Annotated in this window: 21 protein-coding genes; 4 read left to right on the plus strand and 17 right to left on the minus strand. The window is 69.7% G+C overall.

All coding sequences use genetic code 11. The annotated features are described in order from the left end of the window. Positions 1-191: 191 nt before the first annotated feature. Entirely contained in the window at positions 192-962 is a 771-nt protein-coding gene (locus IE302_RS27880) for an SIR2 family NAD-dependent protein deacylase (RefSeq protein WP_191257414.1), read from the minus strand. Positions 963-978: 16 nt separating this feature from the next. Beyond that, complete coding sequence (locus tag IE302_RS27885) at positions 979-2142, minus strand: L,D-transpeptidase (RefSeq protein ID WP_229908016.1); 1164 nt, start codon at positions 2140-2142, stop codon at positions 979-981. Here IE302_RS27885 and IE302_RS42835 point away from each other — a divergent pair. Further along, the gene (locus tag IE302_RS42835; protein ID WP_229908019.1) at positions 2030-2317 is read left to right on the plus strand and encodes a hypothetical protein; all 288 of its coding nucleotides are present in this window, start codon (positions 2030-2032) and stop codon (positions 2315-2317) included. The genes IE302_RS27885 and IE302_RS42835 overlap by 113 nt on opposite strands. Here IE302_RS42835 and IE302_RS27890 read toward each other — a convergent pair. From IE302_RS27890 to IE302_RS27910, 5 genes are all read right to left on the minus strand, one after another. Next, a complete protein-coding gene (locus IE302_RS27890; RefSeq protein ID WP_191257416.1) occupies positions 2271-3137 on the minus strand; it encodes a patatin-like phospholipase family protein in 867 nt (288 codons plus the stop codon). The genes IE302_RS42835 and IE302_RS27890 overlap by 47 nt on opposite strands. 9 nt (positions 3138-3146) lie before the next feature. Then, positions 3147-3809, minus strand: a complete 663-nt coding sequence (locus IE302_RS27895; protein ID WP_191257417.1) for a DedA family protein — start codon at positions 3807-3809, stop codon at positions 3147-3149. 61 nt (positions 3810-3870) lie between these two features. Then, positions 3871-4872: a lipoyl synthase gene (gene lipA, locus IE302_RS27900; protein WP_191257418.1), complete on the minus strand. Its 1002-nt coding sequence runs from the start codon at positions 4870-4872 to the stop codon at positions 3871-3873. Between the two features lie 37 nt (positions 4873-4909). Then, positions 4910-5866: an oxidoreductase gene (locus IE302_RS27905; protein ID WP_191257419.1), complete on the minus strand. Its 957-nt coding sequence runs from the start codon at positions 5864-5866 to the stop codon at positions 4910-4912. A gap of 43 nt (positions 5867-5909) precedes the next feature. Beyond that, complete coding sequence (locus IE302_RS27910; protein WP_191257420.1) at positions 5910-6440, minus strand: TetR/AcrR family transcriptional regulator; 531 nt, start codon at positions 6438-6440, stop codon at positions 5910-5912. Between the two features lie 132 nt (positions 6441-6572). Here IE302_RS27910 and IE302_RS27915 point away from each other — a divergent pair, with 132 nt between their 5' ends. Together IE302_RS27915 and IE302_RS27920 are read left to right on the plus strand one after the other, a co-directional pair. After that, entirely contained in the window at positions 6573-7190 is a 618-nt protein-coding gene (locus IE302_RS27915; protein ID WP_093938700.1) for a TetR/AcrR family transcriptional regulator, read from the plus strand. Between the two features lie 24 nt (positions 7191-7214). After that, positions 7215-8150 (plus strand): LLM class F420-dependent oxidoreductase, encoded by a 936-nt coding sequence (locus IE302_RS27920; protein WP_191257421.1) that lies wholly within the window; start codon positions 7215-7217, stop codon positions 8148-8150. 68 nt (positions 8151-8218) lie between these two features. Here IE302_RS27920 and IE302_RS27925 read toward each other — a convergent pair whose 3' ends face one another. The 8 genes from IE302_RS27925 to lpdA form a co-directional block, all read right to left on the minus strand. After that, the gene (locus IE302_RS27925) at positions 8219-8515 is read right to left on the minus strand and encodes a hypothetical protein (protein WP_191257422.1); all 297 of its coding nucleotides are present in this window, start codon (positions 8513-8515) and stop codon (positions 8219-8221) included. A gap of 61 nt (positions 8516-8576) precedes the next feature. Continuing rightward, positions 8577-9320, minus strand: a complete 744-nt coding sequence (lipB, locus tag IE302_RS27930) for a lipoyl(octanoyl) transferase LipB (protein ID WP_191257423.1) — start codon at positions 9318-9320, stop codon at positions 8577-8579. Positions 9321-9330: 10 nt separating this feature from the next. Then, a complete protein-coding gene (locus IE302_RS27935) occupies positions 9331-9945 on the minus strand; it encodes a phosphatase PAP2 family protein (protein ID WP_191257424.1) in 615 nt (204 codons plus the stop codon). After that, positions 9942-10826 (minus strand): TIGR01777 family oxidoreductase, encoded by an 885-nt coding sequence (locus IE302_RS27940; protein ID WP_191257425.1) that lies wholly within the window; start codon positions 10824-10826, stop codon positions 9942-9944. The genes IE302_RS27935 and IE302_RS27940 overlap by 4 nt, the downstream gene beginning before the upstream one ends. Before the next feature lie 14 nt (positions 10827-10840). Next, entirely contained in the window at positions 10841-11341 is a 501-nt protein-coding gene (locus tag IE302_RS27945; protein ID WP_191257426.1) for an ArsR/SmtB family transcription factor, read from the minus strand. Positions 11342-11363: 22 nt separating this feature from the next. Next, positions 11364-12446 carry a serine hydrolase gene (locus IE302_RS27950; protein ID WP_191257427.1) on the minus strand — a complete coding sequence of 361 codons (1083 nt, stop codon included), beginning with the start codon at positions 12444-12446 and terminating at the stop codon, positions 11364-11366. A gap of 203 nt (positions 12447-12649) precedes the next feature. After that, positions 12650-14422, minus strand: coding sequence for a 2-oxoglutarate dehydrogenase, E2 component, dihydrolipoamide succinyltransferase (gene sucB / locus IE302_RS27955; RefSeq protein ID WP_191257428.1), 1773 nt, complete (start codon positions 14420-14422; stop codon positions 12650-12652). Between the two features lie 56 nt (positions 14423-14478). Further along, positions 14479-15852, minus strand: coding sequence for a dihydrolipoyl dehydrogenase (lpdA, locus tag IE302_RS27960; protein WP_191257429.1), 1374 nt, complete (start codon positions 15850-15852; stop codon positions 14479-14481). Between the two features lie 214 nt (positions 15853-16066). Here lpdA and IE302_RS27965 point away from each other — a divergent pair, with 214 nt between their 5' ends. Further along, positions 16067-16411 carry an oxidoreductase gene (locus IE302_RS27965; RefSeq protein WP_191257430.1) on the plus strand — a complete coding sequence of 115 codons (345 nt, stop codon included), beginning with the start codon at positions 16067-16069 and terminating at the stop codon, positions 16409-16411. Positions 16412-16502: 91 nt separating this feature from the next. Here the strand turns inward: IE302_RS27965 and IE302_RS27970 are convergent, their stop codons facing one another. Together IE302_RS27970 and IE302_RS27975 are read right to left on the minus strand one after the other, a co-directional pair. Next, positions 16503-17486: an SMI1/KNR4 family protein gene (locus tag IE302_RS27970; protein WP_191257431.1), complete on the minus strand. Its 984-nt coding sequence runs from the start codon at positions 17484-17486 to the stop codon at positions 16503-16505. Positions 17487-17569: 83 nt separating this feature from the next. Next, entirely contained in the window at positions 17570-19072 is a 1503-nt protein-coding gene (locus IE302_RS27975; protein ID WP_191257432.1) for a leucyl aminopeptidase, read from the minus strand. Positions 19073-19168: the final 96 nt, after the last annotated feature.

Consider the following 19168-nt stretch of genomic DNA (forward strand, 5'->3'; position numbering starts at 1 on the left):
AAGGGTTGTGGGAGAGTAGGACACCGCCGGACTAACATTGATAAAGGGGCCGAGGGCCTGGTCGAGAACCGAGAGTTCTCCCAGGCCCTCGGCCCTTTTCTCATACCCACACATCGCGTTTAGTCCTCTGGATGCGTGTCGTGTACCCACACGCATCCAGAGGACTAAACGGCCCGCATGCATTCAGAGGACTAAACGCGGGGGTTGGTGAAGGCCGGGAGGGTCTCGCCGAGTGGGCCGCGGATGACGGCGGTCGCCATGGCGTCGTACGGCGTTTCGGAGCCATTGCAGATCACCACATCGGCCCCGGCTCGCGAGGCGACACTGACCAGTGAAGCGGCCGGCTGCACGCTCAGCGAGGATCCGGCGACCAGCAGGAGATCGCTGTCGGAGACGGCGGCCCGAGCGGCCCGGAGCAGGTTCTGGTCCAGGTGCTGACCGAAAGAGACGGTGGCCGACTTCAGGATGCCGCCGCACACCGCACAGGGTGGATCGGTCTCGCCGGCGCGGACGCGCTCCAGCGTCGACCGCATGTCCCGTTGGTCGTCACAGGACAGGCAGACGGACTCGAACATCGTCCCGTGCAGTTCCAGCACCCGCTCCGGCGCGGAGCCCGCCTTCTGGTGCAGCCGGTCGATGTTCTGGGTGATGATGTGCGTCAGCTTCCCGGACTCCTCCAGGCGCACGAGAGCGTGGTGCGCGGCATTCGGCTTCGCGTCCCAGCCGGGATGCACCAGCCGGGCCTGCCAAGTCCGCTCCCGGACCTCACGGCTGCCTCGATACGCCTGGAGGTTCGACATCTGCTCCGCGGCCGGATCGCGGGTCCACAGACCCTGCGGGCCGCGGAAATCGGGGATCCCCGAATCGGTGGAGATCCCGGCGCCGGTCAGTGCGACGATCCGGCCGGCGCCGGTCACGAGCGAACGGGCCTTGCCCAGTTCGACATCGGGGTCGGTGGTCACCGTCCCATGATGACCGCTACTTGACCGCGCTGCCCGCCTGCCAGTCCGCCCACGACTTCGACCAGTCGCCGTAGAGGTCCCAGACCGGCAGCTGCGGGCCACCGGAGTTGGTCACCTCGACGACGTCGCCGAGCCCCAGGTTCTGGTAGAACCACTGCGCGTTGGCGGCGTTGAGGTTGATGCAGCCGTGCGACACGTTCGCGCTGCCCTGGGAGCCCACGCTGTTCGGGTTCTCGTGGACGAACTCGCCGTCGTTGGAGATCCGGAGCGACCACTTCTCGTTCGACTTGTAGTACCCCGGCTGACCCTGGCAGACGCCGTAGGTGCACGAGTCCATCGTGTAATTCTCGTGTTTGTCCGAAATGACGTGCGCGCCCAAATGTGTCGGCGTGGCGTCCTTGCCCATGGAAATGGGCATCGATTTCACCATCTGGCCGTTGTGGAAGATCTGCATCTGCTCGGTGTTTCCGTCGGCCTTCGCGACCCAGGAATCGTGCACCTTGTACGTTTCGGTGCGGTCGGTCGCGCCGTAGACGCCATTGCCGAAATCGACGCCGTAGATCATCGCCGACACCTTGAGCGTCGTCCCCGCCTGCCAGTACGTCTTGGGTCGGTAATGGACGTTCTTGTCGTCGATCCAGTACCAGGAGCCCTCCTGCTTCGGCGTGGACTCCACCGACAGCTTCTTCTCCACCTCGGCCTTGTTCTTCACCGGCTGGCCGAAGGCGAACACGATCGGCTGCCCGACGCCGACACCGCCGGAAGCGACCGCCGAGGGCGCCGGGATCAGGTTCGGGTTCGCCTGCTGCTTCGGGCTCAGGGTGGAGACCCTGCTCTGCTGCTCGACAGGCTTTCCGTTGGTGCCCTGGGCATGCGCCACGATCTTGTAGGTGCTGCCGTAGCCGAGCGGCTCGGTGGTCTTCCAGCTGAGGCCGTCGCTCGCCAGCTCGCCCTTAACCTGGTTGCCCTTGTCGGCGTTGCTGACCGTGACATCGGTCAGCTTGCCGTGCTCGGCCTTGACCACGACCGGCGTCGCCGGGTTGACGTTCGTCCCACCCGCCGGGTCGATGGTCACCGAAACCGGGGTTTCGTCCGATCCGGCGCTCGGGCCGGATGAATTCGAAGTCCCGGTGTCGCCGGAGGACGAGCACGCCGAGATCATCAGTATCGCGGCGAGCATTCCGGCCGTCGAAAGTAATGTTTTCTTGGGGAACATATCGGTCTCTTTTTACGTCGCGCGATCAGCGGAAGGTTCTCTTTCAAAACTACGCGACGAAGAAGACGTGATCGATGCCGGTCGGTTGCTCGTCACGCCACGACAAGACCCGGTGCGCCGTAAAGTCCCGGGCCATTGACACTCAATTCGCCCAAATAGGTCTTCGCGGCATCGTAGGCTTCGGCGGTCAGCGTCGTGGTGTGGCTGAAGTCCAGCGGGCTGACCCGCACCGGCTTCGGGCCCGGCACATAGACCACGGGCACCTCCGCCGCGGCGATCGGCGCTTCCAGCACGGCCTGGTTCCGCATGCTGATCATCGCGGTGAACATCATCACCTCGGCGAAGGTCTGCGGCGTTCCGGGCATCTTGCCGGGGAAGGCGCAGTCGAGGACGACGAGCGACTTCGCGCCCATCGCGAGGGCCTGGCGCATCGGCACGTTGGCGACCAGGCCGCCGTCGTAGAGCATCCGCTCCCCGAACGGCACCGGCGGATAGATCCCCGGAATCGCACAGCTGGCCAGCAAAGGCGCCAGAACGGGCCCTGAGCGGATCAGCAGGGGCTCGGCGGTGTCGACGTCCGTCGCGACGACACCCAGCGGCAGCGCGAGATCCTCGAACCGCACGCCTTCGCCGATGTGCTCGTCGACGATGGCGGCCAGGCCGGTGTTGGGGAACAGGTTGGTCTTGCTGTGCCGCAGGGTCCGTACCTGGCTGAGCACGCCGCCGGGGAACGCCTCGTGCCGCGTCATCCGCGACCAGATCCGGTCCAGCCGGTCACCCGATTCACCCCCGAGGGCGAGGACGGCGGCGTTCAGTGAACCCACCGAGGTGCCGACGACGAGGTCGGGCCTGATCCCGGTTTCCGTGAGAGCACGCAGCATCCCGACCTGCATGGCGCCGAGGCTGCCGCCACCGCCGAGGACGAAACCGATCGGCTGGGGCAGGTTCAGGGCGGCCATGCCCGGAATCTAGTCGTCCGCGCCGATCTTCGCCGGAGTGCCTTCTTCGGCTGTGACGGCGAGCGCTTTCTTCTTCTTGTAGCGCAGCAGAAAGAACACGGCGACGCCGACGAGCACGCCGACGATGACCAGGCCGCCGGTGTTGAGCGCGCCTTCGACCTTCTTCGCGGCCTCACCGAGGGCGGCGCCGATGCCGATGTGGATGGCCGACCAGCAGGCCGCGCCCGCCGCGGCGGCGGGCAGGAACTTGCGGAACGGCAGACCCGAGGTCCCGGACGCGGCCGGGGTCAGCGTGCGGATCACCGGGAGGAACCGCGCGAAGAACACCGCCCACGCGCCGCGCCGTTCGAGCACCCCCGTCGCCTTGTCCCAGGCGTCGAGGCCGTACTTGCGGATCAGTTTCGTTTCGCGCAGGCGCGGGCCGAAGCGTTTGCCGATCGCGTAGCCGAGCGAGTCGCCCAGCGCGGCGCAGACCGTCACGACCGCCCACAGGGTGAGGAATCGGGAGACCGACGTCGCCGTCGTGGCCGCGACCAACAGCCCTGATTCGCCGGGCGCGATGAAACCGAGCCCGATGGTGCATTCGGCGAACACCAGTCCGCCGGTCGCCGCGACCAGTCCCGGTTCCGGGAGTCCCTGCAGCCAATTGAGAAGATCCGTTACCAACGCCACCAGGTCACTTTACTGATTCGTGACCTGGTGGGTGGCGATGTCGAGGACAGGGTGACCGGAGTCACCGGGCCAGCAGCGAGCTGGCCTCCTGCGCGGCGGTCCCTTCGGCGGCGAGGTGCGCAAGGTTCTCCGACAGCGGTTCGCCGCGGCGGGCCTTAGTCTGCGCGAAGAGCCGCCCGGCGCGGTAGGACGACCGGACCAGCGGCCCGGCCATGACGCCGGCGAAGCCCATGGCCTCGGCCGCGTTCGAGTGCTCGACGAACTCTTCGGGCTTGACCCAGCGGTCCACCGGATGGTGCCTCGGCGAGGGGCGCAGGTACTGGGTGATCGTGAGGATCTCGCAGCCCGCGTCGACGAGGTCCCGCATCGCGGGCGCGACCTCGTCGGGGGTTTCGCCCATGCCGAGGATGAGGTTCGACTTGGTCACCAGACCGGCTTCGCGGGCCTTCGTGATGACCTCCAGCGATCGCGCGTACCGGAAGCCGGGGCGGATCCGCTTGAAGATCCGCGGCACCGTCTCCACGTTGTGCGCGAGCACCTCGGGGCGGGAGCCGAAGACTTCGGCGAGCTGGTCGGGGTCGGCGTTGAAGTCCGGGATCAGCAGCTCGACACCGGTGCCCGGGTTCAGCGCGTGGATCTGGCGGACGGTCTCCGCGTACAACCACGCGCCACCGTCTTCGAGGTCGTCACGCGCGACGCCGGTGACCGTCGAGTAGCGCAGGCCCATCGCCTGGACGCTTTCGGCGACCTTGCGCGGCTCGGTGCGGTCCAGCTCGGCGGGTTTGCCGGTGTCGATCTGGCAGAAGTCGCAGCGCCGGGTGCACTGGTCGCCACCGATCAGGAAGGTGGCCTCACGGTCTTCCCAGCATTCGTAGATGTTGGGACAGCCGGCTTCTTCACAGACGGTGTGGAGGCCTTCGCGGCGCACCAGGCCTTTGAGTTCGGTGAACTCCGGTCCCATCCGGGCGCGCGTCTTGATCCACGACGGCTTCTTTTCGATGGGAGTCTGGGAATTCCGGACCTCGAGCCGCAACAGCTTGCGGCCATCTGGGGCAGCACTCACACCGTCACCCTACGCCCGCCGGAGTAGTGGTCGCCGCTCACGCGGGGTCGGGGGTGACGCCCGTCAACTTGGTGGTCACGTCCCACAACGCGGCGCCGAGCGATTCACTCTTCGCGGGGGTCAGCGGCCGTACCTTGACCGGGGTGCCGCGAAGCCCGCCGAGCCCGCGGGGACCGATGTAGTCGCCGCCCTCGACCTCGGGGGACGTCGCCGCGAACAGTTGCGGCAGCGTGCCCTGGCGGGCGTTCTGCGCGATGAAGATCTCGCCGATCCGGTTGCCCCCGGCGACGAGCGCGCGGACCACCGGATTGCGGTAGGAACGGGCCATCCCCGAACCGAGTCCGGTCCACGTGTAGCCGGGGTGCGCCGCCACGCTGACGACGTCCTCGCCCGCGGCGCGCAGCCTGCGGTCGAGTTCGAGCGCGAACACCTGATTGGCGAGTTTCGACTGGCCGTAGGCCGAACCCGGGTTGTACATCCGGCGCTCGAAGTTCGGGTCCGCGACGTCGATACGCGCGCCCGTCGCCGCGACGCTCGACAAGGTCACGACGCGCGCCTTCGAGCCGCCGCGTAGCGACGGCATCAGCAGCCAGGTCAGCACCGCGTGCCCGAGATGGTTCGTGCCGAACTGGGTCTCGAAGCCGTCCTTGGTGTGGCCGCGCGGCGTCGCCATCACACCCGCGTTGTTGACCAGGACGTCGAGCTTGCCGCCCGACAGCTCCTGGACCTTCTTCACGGCTTCGCGCACCGAGTCGAGGTCTGCGAGATCCAGCCGGACGAGCTCGGGTGCTTCCCCGGCTGCGGCCGCGCGCACCTGCTCCAGCGCCGTGGCCCCGCGCTCGGGTGACCGGCAGCCGAGCAGCACGCGGGCCCCCTTGCCCGCGAGCACCTCGGACATGCGCAGTCCCAGCCCCGAGTTCGCGCCGGTGACGAACACGGTCCGGCCGGTCTGATCCGGGATGTCGGCCTCGGTCCAGCGTGCGTGAGCAGCCATGCCGGTCACCTAACTACATCGTCGGCGGTGCCGCCACGGCAGGTCAGGCGCTCGGCGCGAGCAACCGGAGCAGGTGACCCATGGGGCTGCGGCGGCGGGCGGGCTTCGCGTGCCTTCCGTGCCGGAGCAGGGTGGCGAACGCGCTGCCGACCTGGGTGATCTCCTCGGCCGGTTCGCCGCCGTCGGCCAGTCCCGCCGTCAGCGCGAGGGTGCGCAGTTCGGCTTCGTGCGACGGGATCAGCGCCGGGCACCGTTCGAGGGCCGCGTCGAGCACGGCGCGGAGCGTCTCGTATTCGGCGGTGGCGCTGTTCCAGGCACGGGTGACGGCTTCGACGCGGTCGAGCGCGAGGTCCTGGTCGGCGTAGTCCGGATCGGTCATCTCGGCGCGGAGGCGACCGGCGAACACCTGGTTCCACTTGTACCGGAGCGCGAGCAGAAGCTCGTCTTCGGTCGCGAAGTACTTGGTGGCGCCAGGGATGTCTTCGAGTGAAATCGCGTCGGACGGGTGGTGACCCGCCTGGCGCAGTGCGGCTTCGAGGATGTCGCGCCGCTGGTAGAAGTCGTTCCAGCTCATGATGTGGGCTCCCCTCCGTGACCCGGTTCATACCGCAGGTTTGCGGCATACTCCCGGTACGGACCTGACAGCAGTCAACATACCATGGGTATGGAGCGGGACCGGCGGCGTAAAGTTGTGAAGGTGGCGACAATGAGGTCAAGGCGGCTGGACTATTCCGAGTCCACCCGGTCGGCACTCGTCGAGAGTGCCGTGGAGCTGTTCACCAAACGCGGATACGCCGGCACGTCTCTCGACGAGATCGCCAAGCGGGCCAGGGTGACGAAAGGCGCGCTGTACCACCACTTCAGTGGCAAGCAGGCGCTGTTCGAGGCTGCCTTCGACACGGTCGAGAGCCAGGTGTTCGACAGGCTCGAAAAGATCATGAACGGACCGGACTCGCCCTGGGAACGAGCGCTCGCCGGGCTGCGCGGTTTCCTGCAGAGCTGTCTCGACCCGGCGTACCAGCGCATCGCGATCCACGAGGCGCCGGTGGTGATGGGCTGGGAGCGCTGGCGCGAGGCCGAGGAGCGATGCAGTTTCGGCCTGGTCCGGACCGGGATCCAGTCGCTCATCGAGGTCGGCGAGGTCGACGACGTCCCGGTCGACGTCACCGCGCGGCTGCTGTTCGGCGCGCTGTCGAGCGCCGCCATCGAAATCGCGAGCTCGCCGGAACCGAAGAAGGTCAGCGCCCAGGTCGAAGAGGTCCTGGTGCGGCTGCTCGTCGGTTTCCGCCGTGTCCCGCCCGCCGAGCACGGGAAAGCGAGCTGAGCACTCCGTCTATAGGGTGACGGCGTGGACCTCAGGATCTTTACCGAGCCCCAGCAGGGGGCCAGCTACGAAGACCTGCTCCGGGTGGCCAAGGCCACCGAGGACGCGGGTTACGACGCCTTCTTCCGCAGCGATCACTACCTGAAGATGGGGTCGGCGACCGGGCTCCCGGGGCCGACCGACGCGTGGATCACCCTCGCGGGTCTCGCCCGTGAGACCCGCCGGGTGCGGCTGGGCACGCTCGTCACGGCCGCCACCTTCCGGCACCCGTCGGTGCTCGCGATCTCGGTCGCGCAGGTGGACCAGATGTCCGGCGGCCGCGTCGAACTCGGCCTCGGTTCGGGCTGGTACGACGACGAGCACACCGCCTACGGTCTCGACCTGCCGCCGCTCAAGGAGCGCTTCGACCGCTACGCCGAGCAGCTCGCGGTGGTCACCGGGCTGTGGGAGACGCCGGAAGGGGAGACGTTCTCCTTCGACGGCGAGCACTACAAGCTCGACGGCTCGCCCGGCCTGCCCAAGCCGGCGCAGCGGCCCCGGCCGCCGGTGATCATCGGCGGTGGCGGCAAGAAGCGCACCCCGGCGCTCGCCGCCCGCTACGCGGACGAGTTCAACCTGCCGTTCGCTTCCCCGGAGGCCGCCGCCGAGCAGTTCGGCCGCGTCGACGACGCCGCGCGCGAGATCGGGCGCGACCCCAAGGAGATCATCCGCTCGGCCGCGCTCGTCGTAGCCGTGGGCCGCGACGAGGCCGAGGTCGCGAAGCGCGCCGGTGTCCTCGGGCGCGAGGTGAGCGAGCTGCGGGAGAACGGCCTGGCGGGAACGCCGTCGGAGGTCGTCGAGAAGATCGGGCAGTGGCGGGAGAAGACCGGGATCACCCGCCTCTACCTGCAGCTGCTGGACCTCTCGGATCTGGACCAGATCGAACTGATCGCCTCCGAGATCGCGCCTCAGCTGGACTGAGGCTTTCGCGCGTGAAGGCCCCCTTCCCTCTGCTCAGCCGAGGGAAGGGGCCCTTCACGCGCTTCGGGTCACTGGATTTCGACGCCGATGTCCAGGATCTTCGCCGGCCAGGAGATGGTCAGGTGGGACTCCGCCCCGTTGGCGGCCCATTCGCCGACGGCGTTGCCGCAGACCGGGCTGCAGTTGTACGCGGTCACCCGGTACGGGTGGGTGCCGTACGCGGTGCAGCTCGCCCAGGCGTACTTCGCCCCGTCGTGGCCGCCGGTGCAGCCGGGCGGCGGCGTGGCCGACGCCGCCGCGGGCAGGCTCACCGAAGCGGCGACCGCGATACCGACCGCCGCGAGAACGCGCGAAAACTTGCGCATGACTTCCTCCCAGTACGACCACCGGCGTTTCCGGCGGCCGTACCGGTGATCTTCGCAGATCTCAGTTCTGCAGGGCGAAAGTCACGCCAGGAGCGGCAGGTGCCTCGGGACGCGGCAGCCAGCGCTCGCCGCTCACCGGAAGGTCGCCTTCCAGCGCCGCGAGCACGGCGTCACGCGCCATCGGCAGGACCGACGCCACGGTGACCTCGCGGTCGAGCTCGTAGGACAGCGACGTCACGCCCGCGTCCCGGATGCCGCACGGGACGATCTTGTCGAAGGCGCCGAGGTCGGGGTTGCAGTTCAGTTCGAAGCCGTGCATGGTCACGCCGCGCTGCACGCGGATGCCGATCGCGGCGATCTTCCGTTCCACGCCGCGGTCGTCGGCGGGGATCCAGACGCCGCTGCGGCCCTCGACCCGGCCGGTGTGCACGCCGAGCTGGTCGCAGACGGTGATCAGGGCCTCTTCGAGACGCCGCACGTAGTGCACGACGTCGATCGGGTCGGCGAGTTTGACGATCGGGTAACCGACCAGCTGGCCGGGACCGTGCCAGGTGATCTTCCCGCCGCGGTCGACGTCGAGCACCGGGGTGCCGTCGGTCGGCCTGTCCTCGGCTTCGGTGCGCTTGCCCGCGGTGTACACCGACGGGTGCTCCAGCAGGAGCATGGTGTCGGGGCCTTCGCCGTCGGCACAGGCTGTCACGTGGCGGCGCTGGAGTTCCCAGGCTTCGGTGTAGTCGATCGTCCCGATCTCACGGACGTCGACGGGCTCGGTGGCGGCACGGCATGACGTGGTCGAAGAGCTCACCTGAGCGACACTACGCCGGGTCTTCCGGCCGGGGCAGCAGCCCCAGCGCGGTCGCCGAAATCAGGCCCACACCACCCACCGCGAGTACGGATCCCGCGGTGTCGGTCAGCCAGTGCACACCCAGCACGATGCGGCAGAGCGCGCCCACGAGCGTCGCCGCGACGGCGATCGTGATCGTGAGACGCGTCAGGTGCGGACGTGTCCAAGCACACAGCAGTACCACGACGAAACCGGTGCAGGCGACTGCGACGACGTGCCCGCTCGGGTAGCTCGGATCGGGGAATACGCGGGGGCGGTCCCGGTAGAACAGCGGTTTGGCGATCAGGCTGGTCAGGCGGCACAGCACCAGGACGACGGCCAGTTTGACGCACAACGCGGTCAGCTCCCGGCGGCGCAGCGCGATCAGCACCAGCACCGCGCCCAGCGCGAACGGCAGGACCGGGCCGAGCACGTTCGTGACCAGGTCGGCCACCTGGCCGAGGGGCCGGGTGTACTGCCCGCGGAACGTGTCGGCGAGGGCGACGTCGACCGGGGGCGGCCGCCGGTCGACGGACAGCCCGAGGACGACGAAGCCGATCAGCAGAAGGGCTCCGGCGAGGACGTACAGACCGCGCCGCGCGGTCATGTCGCGGCGGCCAGCGCGTCTTCCAGGGTCGGGTGGCGGAACTCGTACCCCGCTTCCTCCAGCGCCTTGGGCATGGCGCGCTGCCCGAACAGCGCCATCTCCTCGGCCGCCTGTCCGAGCGCGATCTTCATGGCGAATCCGGGGACCTGCCAGAACGCCGGCCGGTGCACGGCGTGGCCCAAGGCCTTGGTGAAGGCCGCGTTCGTGGCCGGCTGCGGCCCGGAGAGGTTCACCGCGCCGGACAGCGACTCGTTCTCCAGCGCGAAGACGATCGCGCCGACCTCGTCGTCGAGCGAGATCCACGGCATGTACTGCTTGCCGTCGCCGAGTTTCCCGCCGAGTCCCAGGCGGAACAGCGGCCGCAGGACGTCGAGGAGGCCGCCCTTGCGCGCGAGCACCAGCCCGGTGCGGATGCGCACGACCCGGGCGCCCGCGGTCGCCGCGGTCTCGGTGGCGCCTTCCCAGGCGGTGCAGAGCCCGGCGAGGAAACCGCGCCCCACCGGGCTCGATTCGTCCACAACGGACGGTCCGGGGTCGCCGTAGTAGCCGACGGCGGAAGCGTTGACCAGCACGGGGATCCGGTGTTCGGCGACGGCTTCCGCGAGCACCTCCGTCGGTTCGACCCGGCTGTCGAGCAGAACCTGTTTGCGAGCCGCGCTCCAGCGTCCGGGCAGCAGCGGCGCGCCCGCGAGGTTCACCACGGCGTCGACGCCGTCGAGCGCGCCGTCCGCGATCTCCCCGGCGGGAGGATCCCAGCGGCGCTCGTCGCCGCTTCGCTCCTCCCGGCGTACCAGGCGGACCACTTCGTGTCCGGAGCCGCGCAACCGCTTCGTCAGGGAGGTGCCGATCAGTCCGCTCGCGCCCGCGATCAGAACTCGCATGAACCGATCGTGTCCTATCCGCGATCCGGCCGCACGCTCAGGTTCTTGAGTTGCCCGGCGACGTCGGACGCGGCGGTGAGCAGCACCAGCACCGGGATCGTCGCGGCAGGCCGGAGCCGGTAGCTGCCGCGCTTGTCCTGCTCGACGATCCCGGCGCCGGTCAGCGCCTTGAGGTGGTGGTACAGCTGGCCGGGCGACCCGAGGTCGGCGGCCTCCTGCAAGGCGGGCGCGGTCTGCGCACCCTTCTCGGCCAGTGTCCGCACGAGCGCCACCCGCGCTGTGCTGGACAGGGCCGCGAGCACCTCGACCCGAGGCCCGTCCGCGCACGCCAGAATCGGACCGGGCGTGACGTTGATCGCCCAGCTCAGTTCGAGCGGGTCGGTCAGCTCACCGTGGTAGCCGACCAGCCCGCCGGGGCTCGCCGCGGACTCGGGCTGCTGCTGACCGTGCTGACTTTCGAGCGCGGCGACCCGGGCTTCGAGGGCGGCGATCCGGTCGGCGAGCTCAGCGTCCATACCGGCTATCTATACCTTCGCCTCAGCAGAGCGCTCGTTCCAGGGCGGTGAACCGCGCCGGGTCGGAGAGCGCCGCGAGGACGACGTCGATCAGCGGTAGCTCGTTCTGGATGTCCTGATCGGTCACGCCGTGGAGCAGGACGGCCGCCGTGCCCGAACGGCCGCCCGGCCACCGCACGGAAAGCCCCATGGTGAGCGTGCGCGGCAGCGCCCCGTCCTTGATGAGCACTTCGCTCGCGCCGGGCGGGACGCGGCCGGAAAGCGGGCGCGCGAGGATCTCACGGGCCTGCGGGTAGAGACCCCTGGCGATGTTGCGGTGGAGCGAGAACAGCTCCGACGCGGTACCTCTGGCGTGGCCCTTGACCCACGGCCACTGCGCGTCCGGCGTCCCCGGCATCTCCGGGATGCGCTTGAACGCTTCGGCGCGGAACGCGGGATCGGCCACGAACCGCCGGGCCACCGTGTCGCCCATCGCCCGCCGGACCGCGGCCGGGCTGCCGGGCGGGGGCGCGTACTCCGGCAGCATCAGCATCAGGACCTCGCCGCCCAGCGAACGGGTGTCCGGCCTCGCCCAGCCGCCGCGTGCCGCCGCACGATGAAGGGCGTCATCGCCGAGGCGGGTGCGGAGGTAGTCCGTGGCCGCGTTGTCGCTGAAGAAGATCATCGCTTCGGGGAGCCTCGCCAGCGGGACGCGTTGCTCGGGATCCTTGGCGATGCCGTAGTCGTCGCAGGGGACACCCAGCCATTCGAGCGCGTGGAAATGCGCGCGGCCGTCGGAGACGAACGGGTGGTGGGCGTCCCAGTCGCCGACCCGGACCTCTTCCTGCGGATCGAGCCTGCCCTCGGCGACGGCCACGGCGTACGCGCTGAGGTGCACGACCTTGACCGAGGACGCCAGCAGGCGCCGGGTGCCGGCGTTGCGGGCGGCACGACGGCCCGCGCCGTCGTCGATCACGATGGAGACGTCGCCCCGATGTGCGGCGATCCAGTCGAGCCAGCCCTGTTGGGTCGATGTGTCCGTTGTCGCGGCGGTCGCGATTCCCGGCAGGAACAGCGCGGCCGATCCGGCGGCGGCGCCCGCCAGCAGATGGCGTCTGGTCGGCATGGTCGATACCCCTCCCTCTTGTTTTCCGTAATTCCGGAATACTAGATTTCGGGGAGGCTGTCAAACTCCGCGTTTAGTCCTCTGGATGCGGTAGTTCGTGGTGCCAACTACCGCATCAAGAGGACGAAACGCGGGGAGGGAGAAAGGCGAAGGCCCCCGCCCCGCCGAAGCGGGACGAGGGCCTTCACCGGACTACCGGAGGATCAGAGACCGAGCTCGTCCTCGAAGTTGCCCTCTTCCAGACGCTGCTTGATCGTCGTGACGAAGCGGCCCGCGTCGGCCCCGTCCACCAGGCGGTGGTCGTAGGTCAGCGGCAGGAACGCCATCGACCGGACGGCGATCGTGTCGTTGCCGTCGGCGTCCGCGATCACGACCGGACGCTTCACGACCGCGCCGGTGCCGAGCATGCCGGACTGCGGCTGCACGATGATCGGCGTGTCGAACAGGGCGCCGTTGGAGCCGATGTTCGTGATCGTGAAGGTGCCGCCCGAAAGCTCGTCCGGCTTGATCTGGCCCGAACGCGCGCGGCCCGCCAGGTCGGCGATGCGGTGCGCGAGACCGGCGAGGCTCAGCTCACCCGCGTCGTGGATGACCACCGACAGCAGACCCTTTTCGGTGTCCACCGCGATCCCCAGGTGCACCGCACCGTGGTAGGTGATCTCCTTCGTGTCCTCGTTGTAGGACGCGTTGACGTTCGGGTGCTGCTTGAGCGCCTCGACGGTGGCCTTCGCGAAGAACGGCAGGAACGTCAGGTTGACGCCCTCGCGCTCCTTGAAGGCCGCCTTCGCCCGCTGGCGGAGCTTGGCGATCTTCGTGACGTCCACCTCGTGGACCTGCGTGAGCTGCGCGGAAAGCTGCAGCGACTCGCGGGTCTTCGTGGCGGTGATCTGACGGATCCGGCTGGCCTTCTGCACGGTGCCGCGCAGGGCCGCGAGCTCCGGCGAAACCGCGGCCTTGCGCGGAGCCGACGGGGCGGCGGCCGGGGCGGCGGCAGCGGGCTGCGCGGCGGGAGCCGGGGCGGCCTTCTGCTTGGCCTCGGCGGCCGCGAGCACGTCCTGCTTGCGGATACGGCCACCGACACCGCTGCCGGTCAGCGACGACAGGTCGATGCCGTGCTCCGAAGCGAGCTTGCGGACCAGCGGCGTGACGTACGGCGCGTTGTCCGAGCCGTTGTCGGTGCTCGCCGCGGTGGGCTTCGGCGCTTCGGCCTTGGGAGCCGGGGCGGCCTGAGGAGCCGGGGCGGGCTTCGGCGCGGGAGCCGCTTCGACCTTGGGCTCGGGCTTCGGTTCCGGCTTGGGCTCCGGCTTCGGCTCGGGCTTGGGTTCCGGCTTCGGCTCGGCCTTGGGGGCCGGGGCGGAACCGGCGGCACCGATCACCGCGAGCACTCCGCCGACCTCGACGGTCTCGTCCTCACCGGCGCGGATCTCCAGCACGGTGCCGGCGACCGGGGACGGGACCTCGGTGTCGACCTTGTCCGTGGAGATCTCGAGCAGCGGCTCGTCGACCTCGACGCTCTCGCCGACCTGCTTGAGCCACCGGGTGACGGTGCCCTCGGTGACGCTCTCGCCCAGCTCGGGCAGCTTCACCTCGGTGCCTTCGCCACCCGAAGCCGGCGCGGTGTCCGGCTGGGACGGCGCGGCGGCCTCCTCCTGCGCGGGCTCGGGCTCGGGCTCCGGCTCGGGCTGCGCCTCTTCGGCGGCGGGCGCGGCGGAACCGGAGGACTCCGGCACGCCACCGGTCCCGTCGTCGATGACGGCGAGCTCGCCGCCGACCTCGACGGTCTCGTCTTCCTGGGCGCTGATCTTCACGACCTTGCCGGCGACCGGGGACGGGACCTCGGTGTCGACCTTGTCCGTGGAGATCTCGAGCAACGGCTCGTCGACCTCGACGGTGTCGCCCTCCTGCTTCAACCACCGGGTGACGGTGCCCTCGGTGACGCTCTCACCGAGCTCCGGCAACGTGACGGAGTAGGCCATCGTTCGCTGACTCCCTTGATATGTCTTGCTTGGTCTGGTTCTTCGACGGTGAGACGTCAGCTGTGGACGTGCAGCGGCTTGCCCGCCAGGGCGAGGAACGCTTCACCGAGGGCCTCGGTCTGGGTGGGGTGCGCGTGGATGAGCGGGGCCACGTCCTCGGGGAACGCCTCCCAGCTGTAGATCAGCTGCGCTTCGCCGATCAGCTCGCCGACGCGGTCGCCCACCATGTGCACGCCCACGACCGGCCCTTCCGGAGCCTTGATCAGCTTGACCCCACCGGAGGTCTTGAGGATCTGGCTCTTGCCGTTGCCGCCGAGGTCGTAGGTGAAGGTGGTGACGTCGGAGCCGTACTTCTCCTTCGCCTGCGACTCGGTCAGGCCGACCGAAGCGACCTCGGGGTGCGAGTAGGTGACGCGCGGGATGCCGCTCTCGTCGATCACGCGCGGCTCCTGGCCCGCGATCTCCTCCGCGACGAAGATGCCCTGCTGGAACCCGCGGTGCGCGAGCTGCAGACCCGGGACGATGTCGCCGACGGCGTAGACGTTCGGCAGGTTGGTGCGCAGGCGGTCGTCGGTGAGCACGAAGCCGCGCTCCATCTTGACGCCTGCCTCCTCGTACCCGTGCCCGGCCGAGTTCGGGCCGCGGCCCACGGCGACCAGCAGCAGGTCGGCTTCGAGCGTCTCGCCGGACTCCAGCGACACGCTGACGCCGTTGTCGTCCTGCTTGGCGCCGGTGAACCGGACGCCGGTCTTGAAGGCGATCTTGCGACGGCGGAAAGCGCGCTCGAGCTGCTTGGACGCGTACTCGTCCTCGTTCGGGACCAGGCGGGGCAGCGCCTCCACGATGGTGACGTCGACGCCGAAGGACGCCCAGACGGACGCGAATTCGACACCGATGACACCACCGCCGAGGACGATGGCCTTCTTGGGGATGTAGTCCAGCGAAAGCGCCTGCTCGCTCGCGATGATGCGGCCGCCCAGCTCCAGGCCGGGAAGCGTCTTCGAGTACGAGCCGGTGGCGAGGATGACGTTCTTGCCGGTGTAGCGGGTGCCGTCGACCTCGACGGTCGTACCGCCGACGAACGTCCCGGTGCCCTCGACGAGGTTCACCTTGTGCGCCTTGGCCAGGCCCTGGAGGCCCTTGTACAGGCGCGAGATGATCCCGTCCTTGTACTTGTTGACCCCGGCGATGTCGATGCCTTCCAGCACGGCCTTGACACCGAAGGTCTCGGCGTCGCGGGTCTCGTCGGCGACCTCCGCCGCGTGCAGGAGGGCCTTGGTCGGGATGCAGCCTCGGTGGAGGCACGTCCCGCCAAGCTTGTCCTTTTCGATCAGGGTGACGGAAAGGCCCAGCTCGGCCGCGCGGAACGCGGCGGCGTAGCCGCCCGATCCGCCACCCAGGATCACAAGGTCGGCGGAGGTGTCGGTCACTTCAATAACTCCTCGGCAAGCGGTAGGGGTGGAGCTCTGGCGCCGCCTCGCGCGGTATACGCGCGCGCGGACACTTGCCATCTTGTCACTACGCGTGGAGAGCCTGCGACCTAGGCCGCGTCGTGTGACCCACGGGACACGGTCCACCCGGGTCGCCACGCTGAGCACACGCCCGCGTCGGGATAATGGACATCGGACGCGAATGGGAAGTGAGGTGGTCGGAGTGGGTCTGTTCGACTCGCTGCGCCGGCGCTCTAAAGGCGGGCAGAAGCCCGGTACGCTGCGAAAAGCCTCTTCAAACGACTTCAAGCATCTCGAGGAGTGGGCCGCTTCACGGACCGGTGTCGAGGCCTACGTGGAGCCGAAGACCAACGTCACGGAGACCACGGTCGTCCTCATCGCCCATGACGGTGAGTGGACCCGGCGCCGGATCGAGAGCCTGGACGCGGCGCAGCAGTTCGGTCACAAACGGTCGATCCCCGTGTACGAGGTGGCGCGGGTCGGCTACCCGAAGCGGATGCGGGAGTACACCGAGCGGAAGAAGCGCGGCGAAGCCTGACGCTCAGTGCGGTACGCCCCGAGCGCCACGTTCGAGACGGTGAGCGTCTCAGGCGTGGCGCTCGGGACACGCTCACCGGCCCCGGCGGATTTCACGCGGATTGGGCCAAAAGGAGCAGGTGCCGCTCCAGCAGCGCGCGGAACGTCGGATGGACGGTCGTGCCGAGCGCGGGGTCGATCTCGACCGCCCGCCACTGCTCGTCGGCGGCCGTCAGCAGCACGACGGCCGGGTCCGAGATCACGACGACACCGCCTTCCGCGCGGAGTTCCGCCGTTCCGAGCAACCGGGGGAAGACGACGTCGGCGGGCAGGCCGTCGCAGGTCTGGAGGAACTCGCGGTAATCGCCGGGCAGCCGGAGCCCGAGCCGCGCCTCGGCCGCGCCGATGGTGCGGGGTGACGCCGCCGGGGGCGCGGTGCCGCCGGCGCGGAGCCGGAGGATGCCCTCGACCATCTCGCGCCAGGAGCCGGTGTCGGGCGGGTAGCGCTCGTACAGCGCCGCGACCAGCGCCCCGGCGCACGGTCCGGCCCAGTCGCCGAGCCCCAGCGGGTCCGCGCCGCCGGCGAGCCTCGGCGCGAGCCGCCTCGACGCGGCGAGCACGGCGACGTCCGGGCGGTTCTGTCGCGACGCGATCTCGGCCCAGGCGTCCAGATCGCCTCGCGCGACGGCCTCGCGCAGCCGATCCGGCCGCGACGGCCCGAACTGCGAGACGGCCTCGCCGATCGGGGAGCCGGCGAGCAGGCCGTCGAGGTCGGACACCCGGCGGGCGAGGTACTCGTCGTGGGCGCGTTCCTCGGCGTCGAGATCGAGCGGGATCATCGCCGCGGCCCACTCCGGGTGCGTCCCGCGCGCTTCGAAGAGCATCGCCCACGCGCGGGCCTGCACGGCGCCGGGGACCAGTGCCGTGACGGGACGTTCGGTGAGCGCGTGCCAATGCGTGACCAGCCTGTCGGCTTCCGCCAGGTCGCCGGACGCGGCGAACAGCAGCGCCGCGTGCCCGATCCGGTCGTCGAGCGTCGCCTCGTCGCCGCTGAGCACGTCCTTGATCGCGTCTTCGAGATACGCGTCCCTGTCCACGACACCGACCTTGCCATAAAGCACGTGAAGGCCCCCTTCCCGCGGCTCAGCCGAGGGAAGGGGGCCTTCACGCGCGATGAGGATCAGCCGTTGGCGGCGATGTCCGCGAGGACCGCGGCGATCGTGCGGACCGGCACGCCGGTGCCGCCCTTGCCGGTGTAGCCCCACGGCCCGGCGGTGTTGAACGACGGGCCCGCGATGTCGATGTGCGCCCAGGGCAGGCCCTCGGTGACGAACTCGCGCAGGAAGATGCCCGCGGCGAGCATGCCGCCCCAGCGGTGCCCGGTCACGTTCGCGAGGTCGGCCAGCCGCGAGTCGAGGTCGGCGCGCAGCTCCTCCGGCAGCGGCATGGCCCAGCCGCCCTCACCGGTCGCCTGCGCGATCGACGCGATGCGGTCGCGGAACTCGTCCGAGCCCATGACGCCAGCGGTGCGGTTGCCGAGCGCGACGACCTGCGCGCCGGTCAGGGTCGAGGTCTCGATCAGGTAGTCGGGGTTCTCCTCGCCCGCGCGCACGATCGCGTCGGCCAGCACGAGACGGCCTTCGGCGTCGGTGTTGAGGACCTCGACGGTCTTGCCGCCGTACATGCTGAGCACGTCGCCCGGCCGGTACGAGGTGGCCGAGGGCAGGTTCTCCGCCAGCGGGATGTGCGCGACGACCTCGAGCGGGTACTTCAGCTTCGCGGCCAGCACCACGGAGGCGAGCACGGCGGCCGCGCCCGACATGTCCGAGGTCATGTGGTCCATGTTCGCGGCGGGCTTGATCGAGATGCCGCCCGAGTCGAAGGTGATGCCCTTGCCGACCAGCGCGACCTTCTTCGACGCCTTCGCCGGCTTGTAGGCGACGCGCAGCAGGCGCGGCTGCCGCGACGAACCGCCGCCGACGCCGAGGATGCCGCCGAAGCCCTTGCGCTTCAGGGCCTTCTCGTCGAGGACCTCGAAGTCGAGGCCGCTCGCCTCGGCCAGCGTCTTCGCGCGGTCGGCGAAGGAGGCCGGGAACAGGTCGTTCGGCGGGGTGTTGATCAGGTCGCGGGCGATGATGACCGACTCCGCGATGAAGGTGGCGGCCTTCAGGGTCGCCTTGTGGTCCTTCGCGGTGCCCTCTTCGGGGCTCACGAAGTCGACCTTGGCGACCGGGCCGTCGCCCTTCTCCGAGCGGTACTCGGTGAAGGTGTAGGTGCCGAGCGCGGTGCCCTCGACGGCGGCCTGCAGGTCGATCGCCGACAGCGTGACGAACGCGCGGTCGATTCCGCTCAGCGCCCGGGCGGCGGCACCGGCGCCCCGGCGGACCTGTTCGGCGGTGACGCCGTCCGCGCCGGCCTTGCCGAGGCCGACGGCCAGCACGACCCCGGCGGACAGCTTGCCCAGCGTCGGTACCTTGACGACCTCGTCGGCCTTGCCGGAAGCGCCGAGGGTGCCGAGGACCTCGGCGAGCTTGCCGTCGAAGGCGGCGTCGGCGACGGAGGAGCCGGCGGCGAGCGCCAGGCCGTCCTCACCCTGCAGGGTTCCGATGACGACGACGTCGGCGCGCGTCTTGGCCAGCGCCGCTTCGGCGTTCTCGGTCAGGGCAAGCTTCGGCACGGTCACTTCTGGCTCCTCGCGCGTTCGCGGTGGTACCGGGCGGCCGCCCGGTTGGATCGTGAGCCATGCTAATGACAGCGGGACCTGGGGGAACAGCGGGGC

This window comes from Amycolatopsis oliviviridis (assembly GCF_014654365.1).
GTDB classification, from domain to species: domain Bacteria; phylum Actinomycetota; class Actinomycetes; order Mycobacteriales; family Pseudonocardiaceae; genus Amycolatopsis; species Amycolatopsis oliviviridis.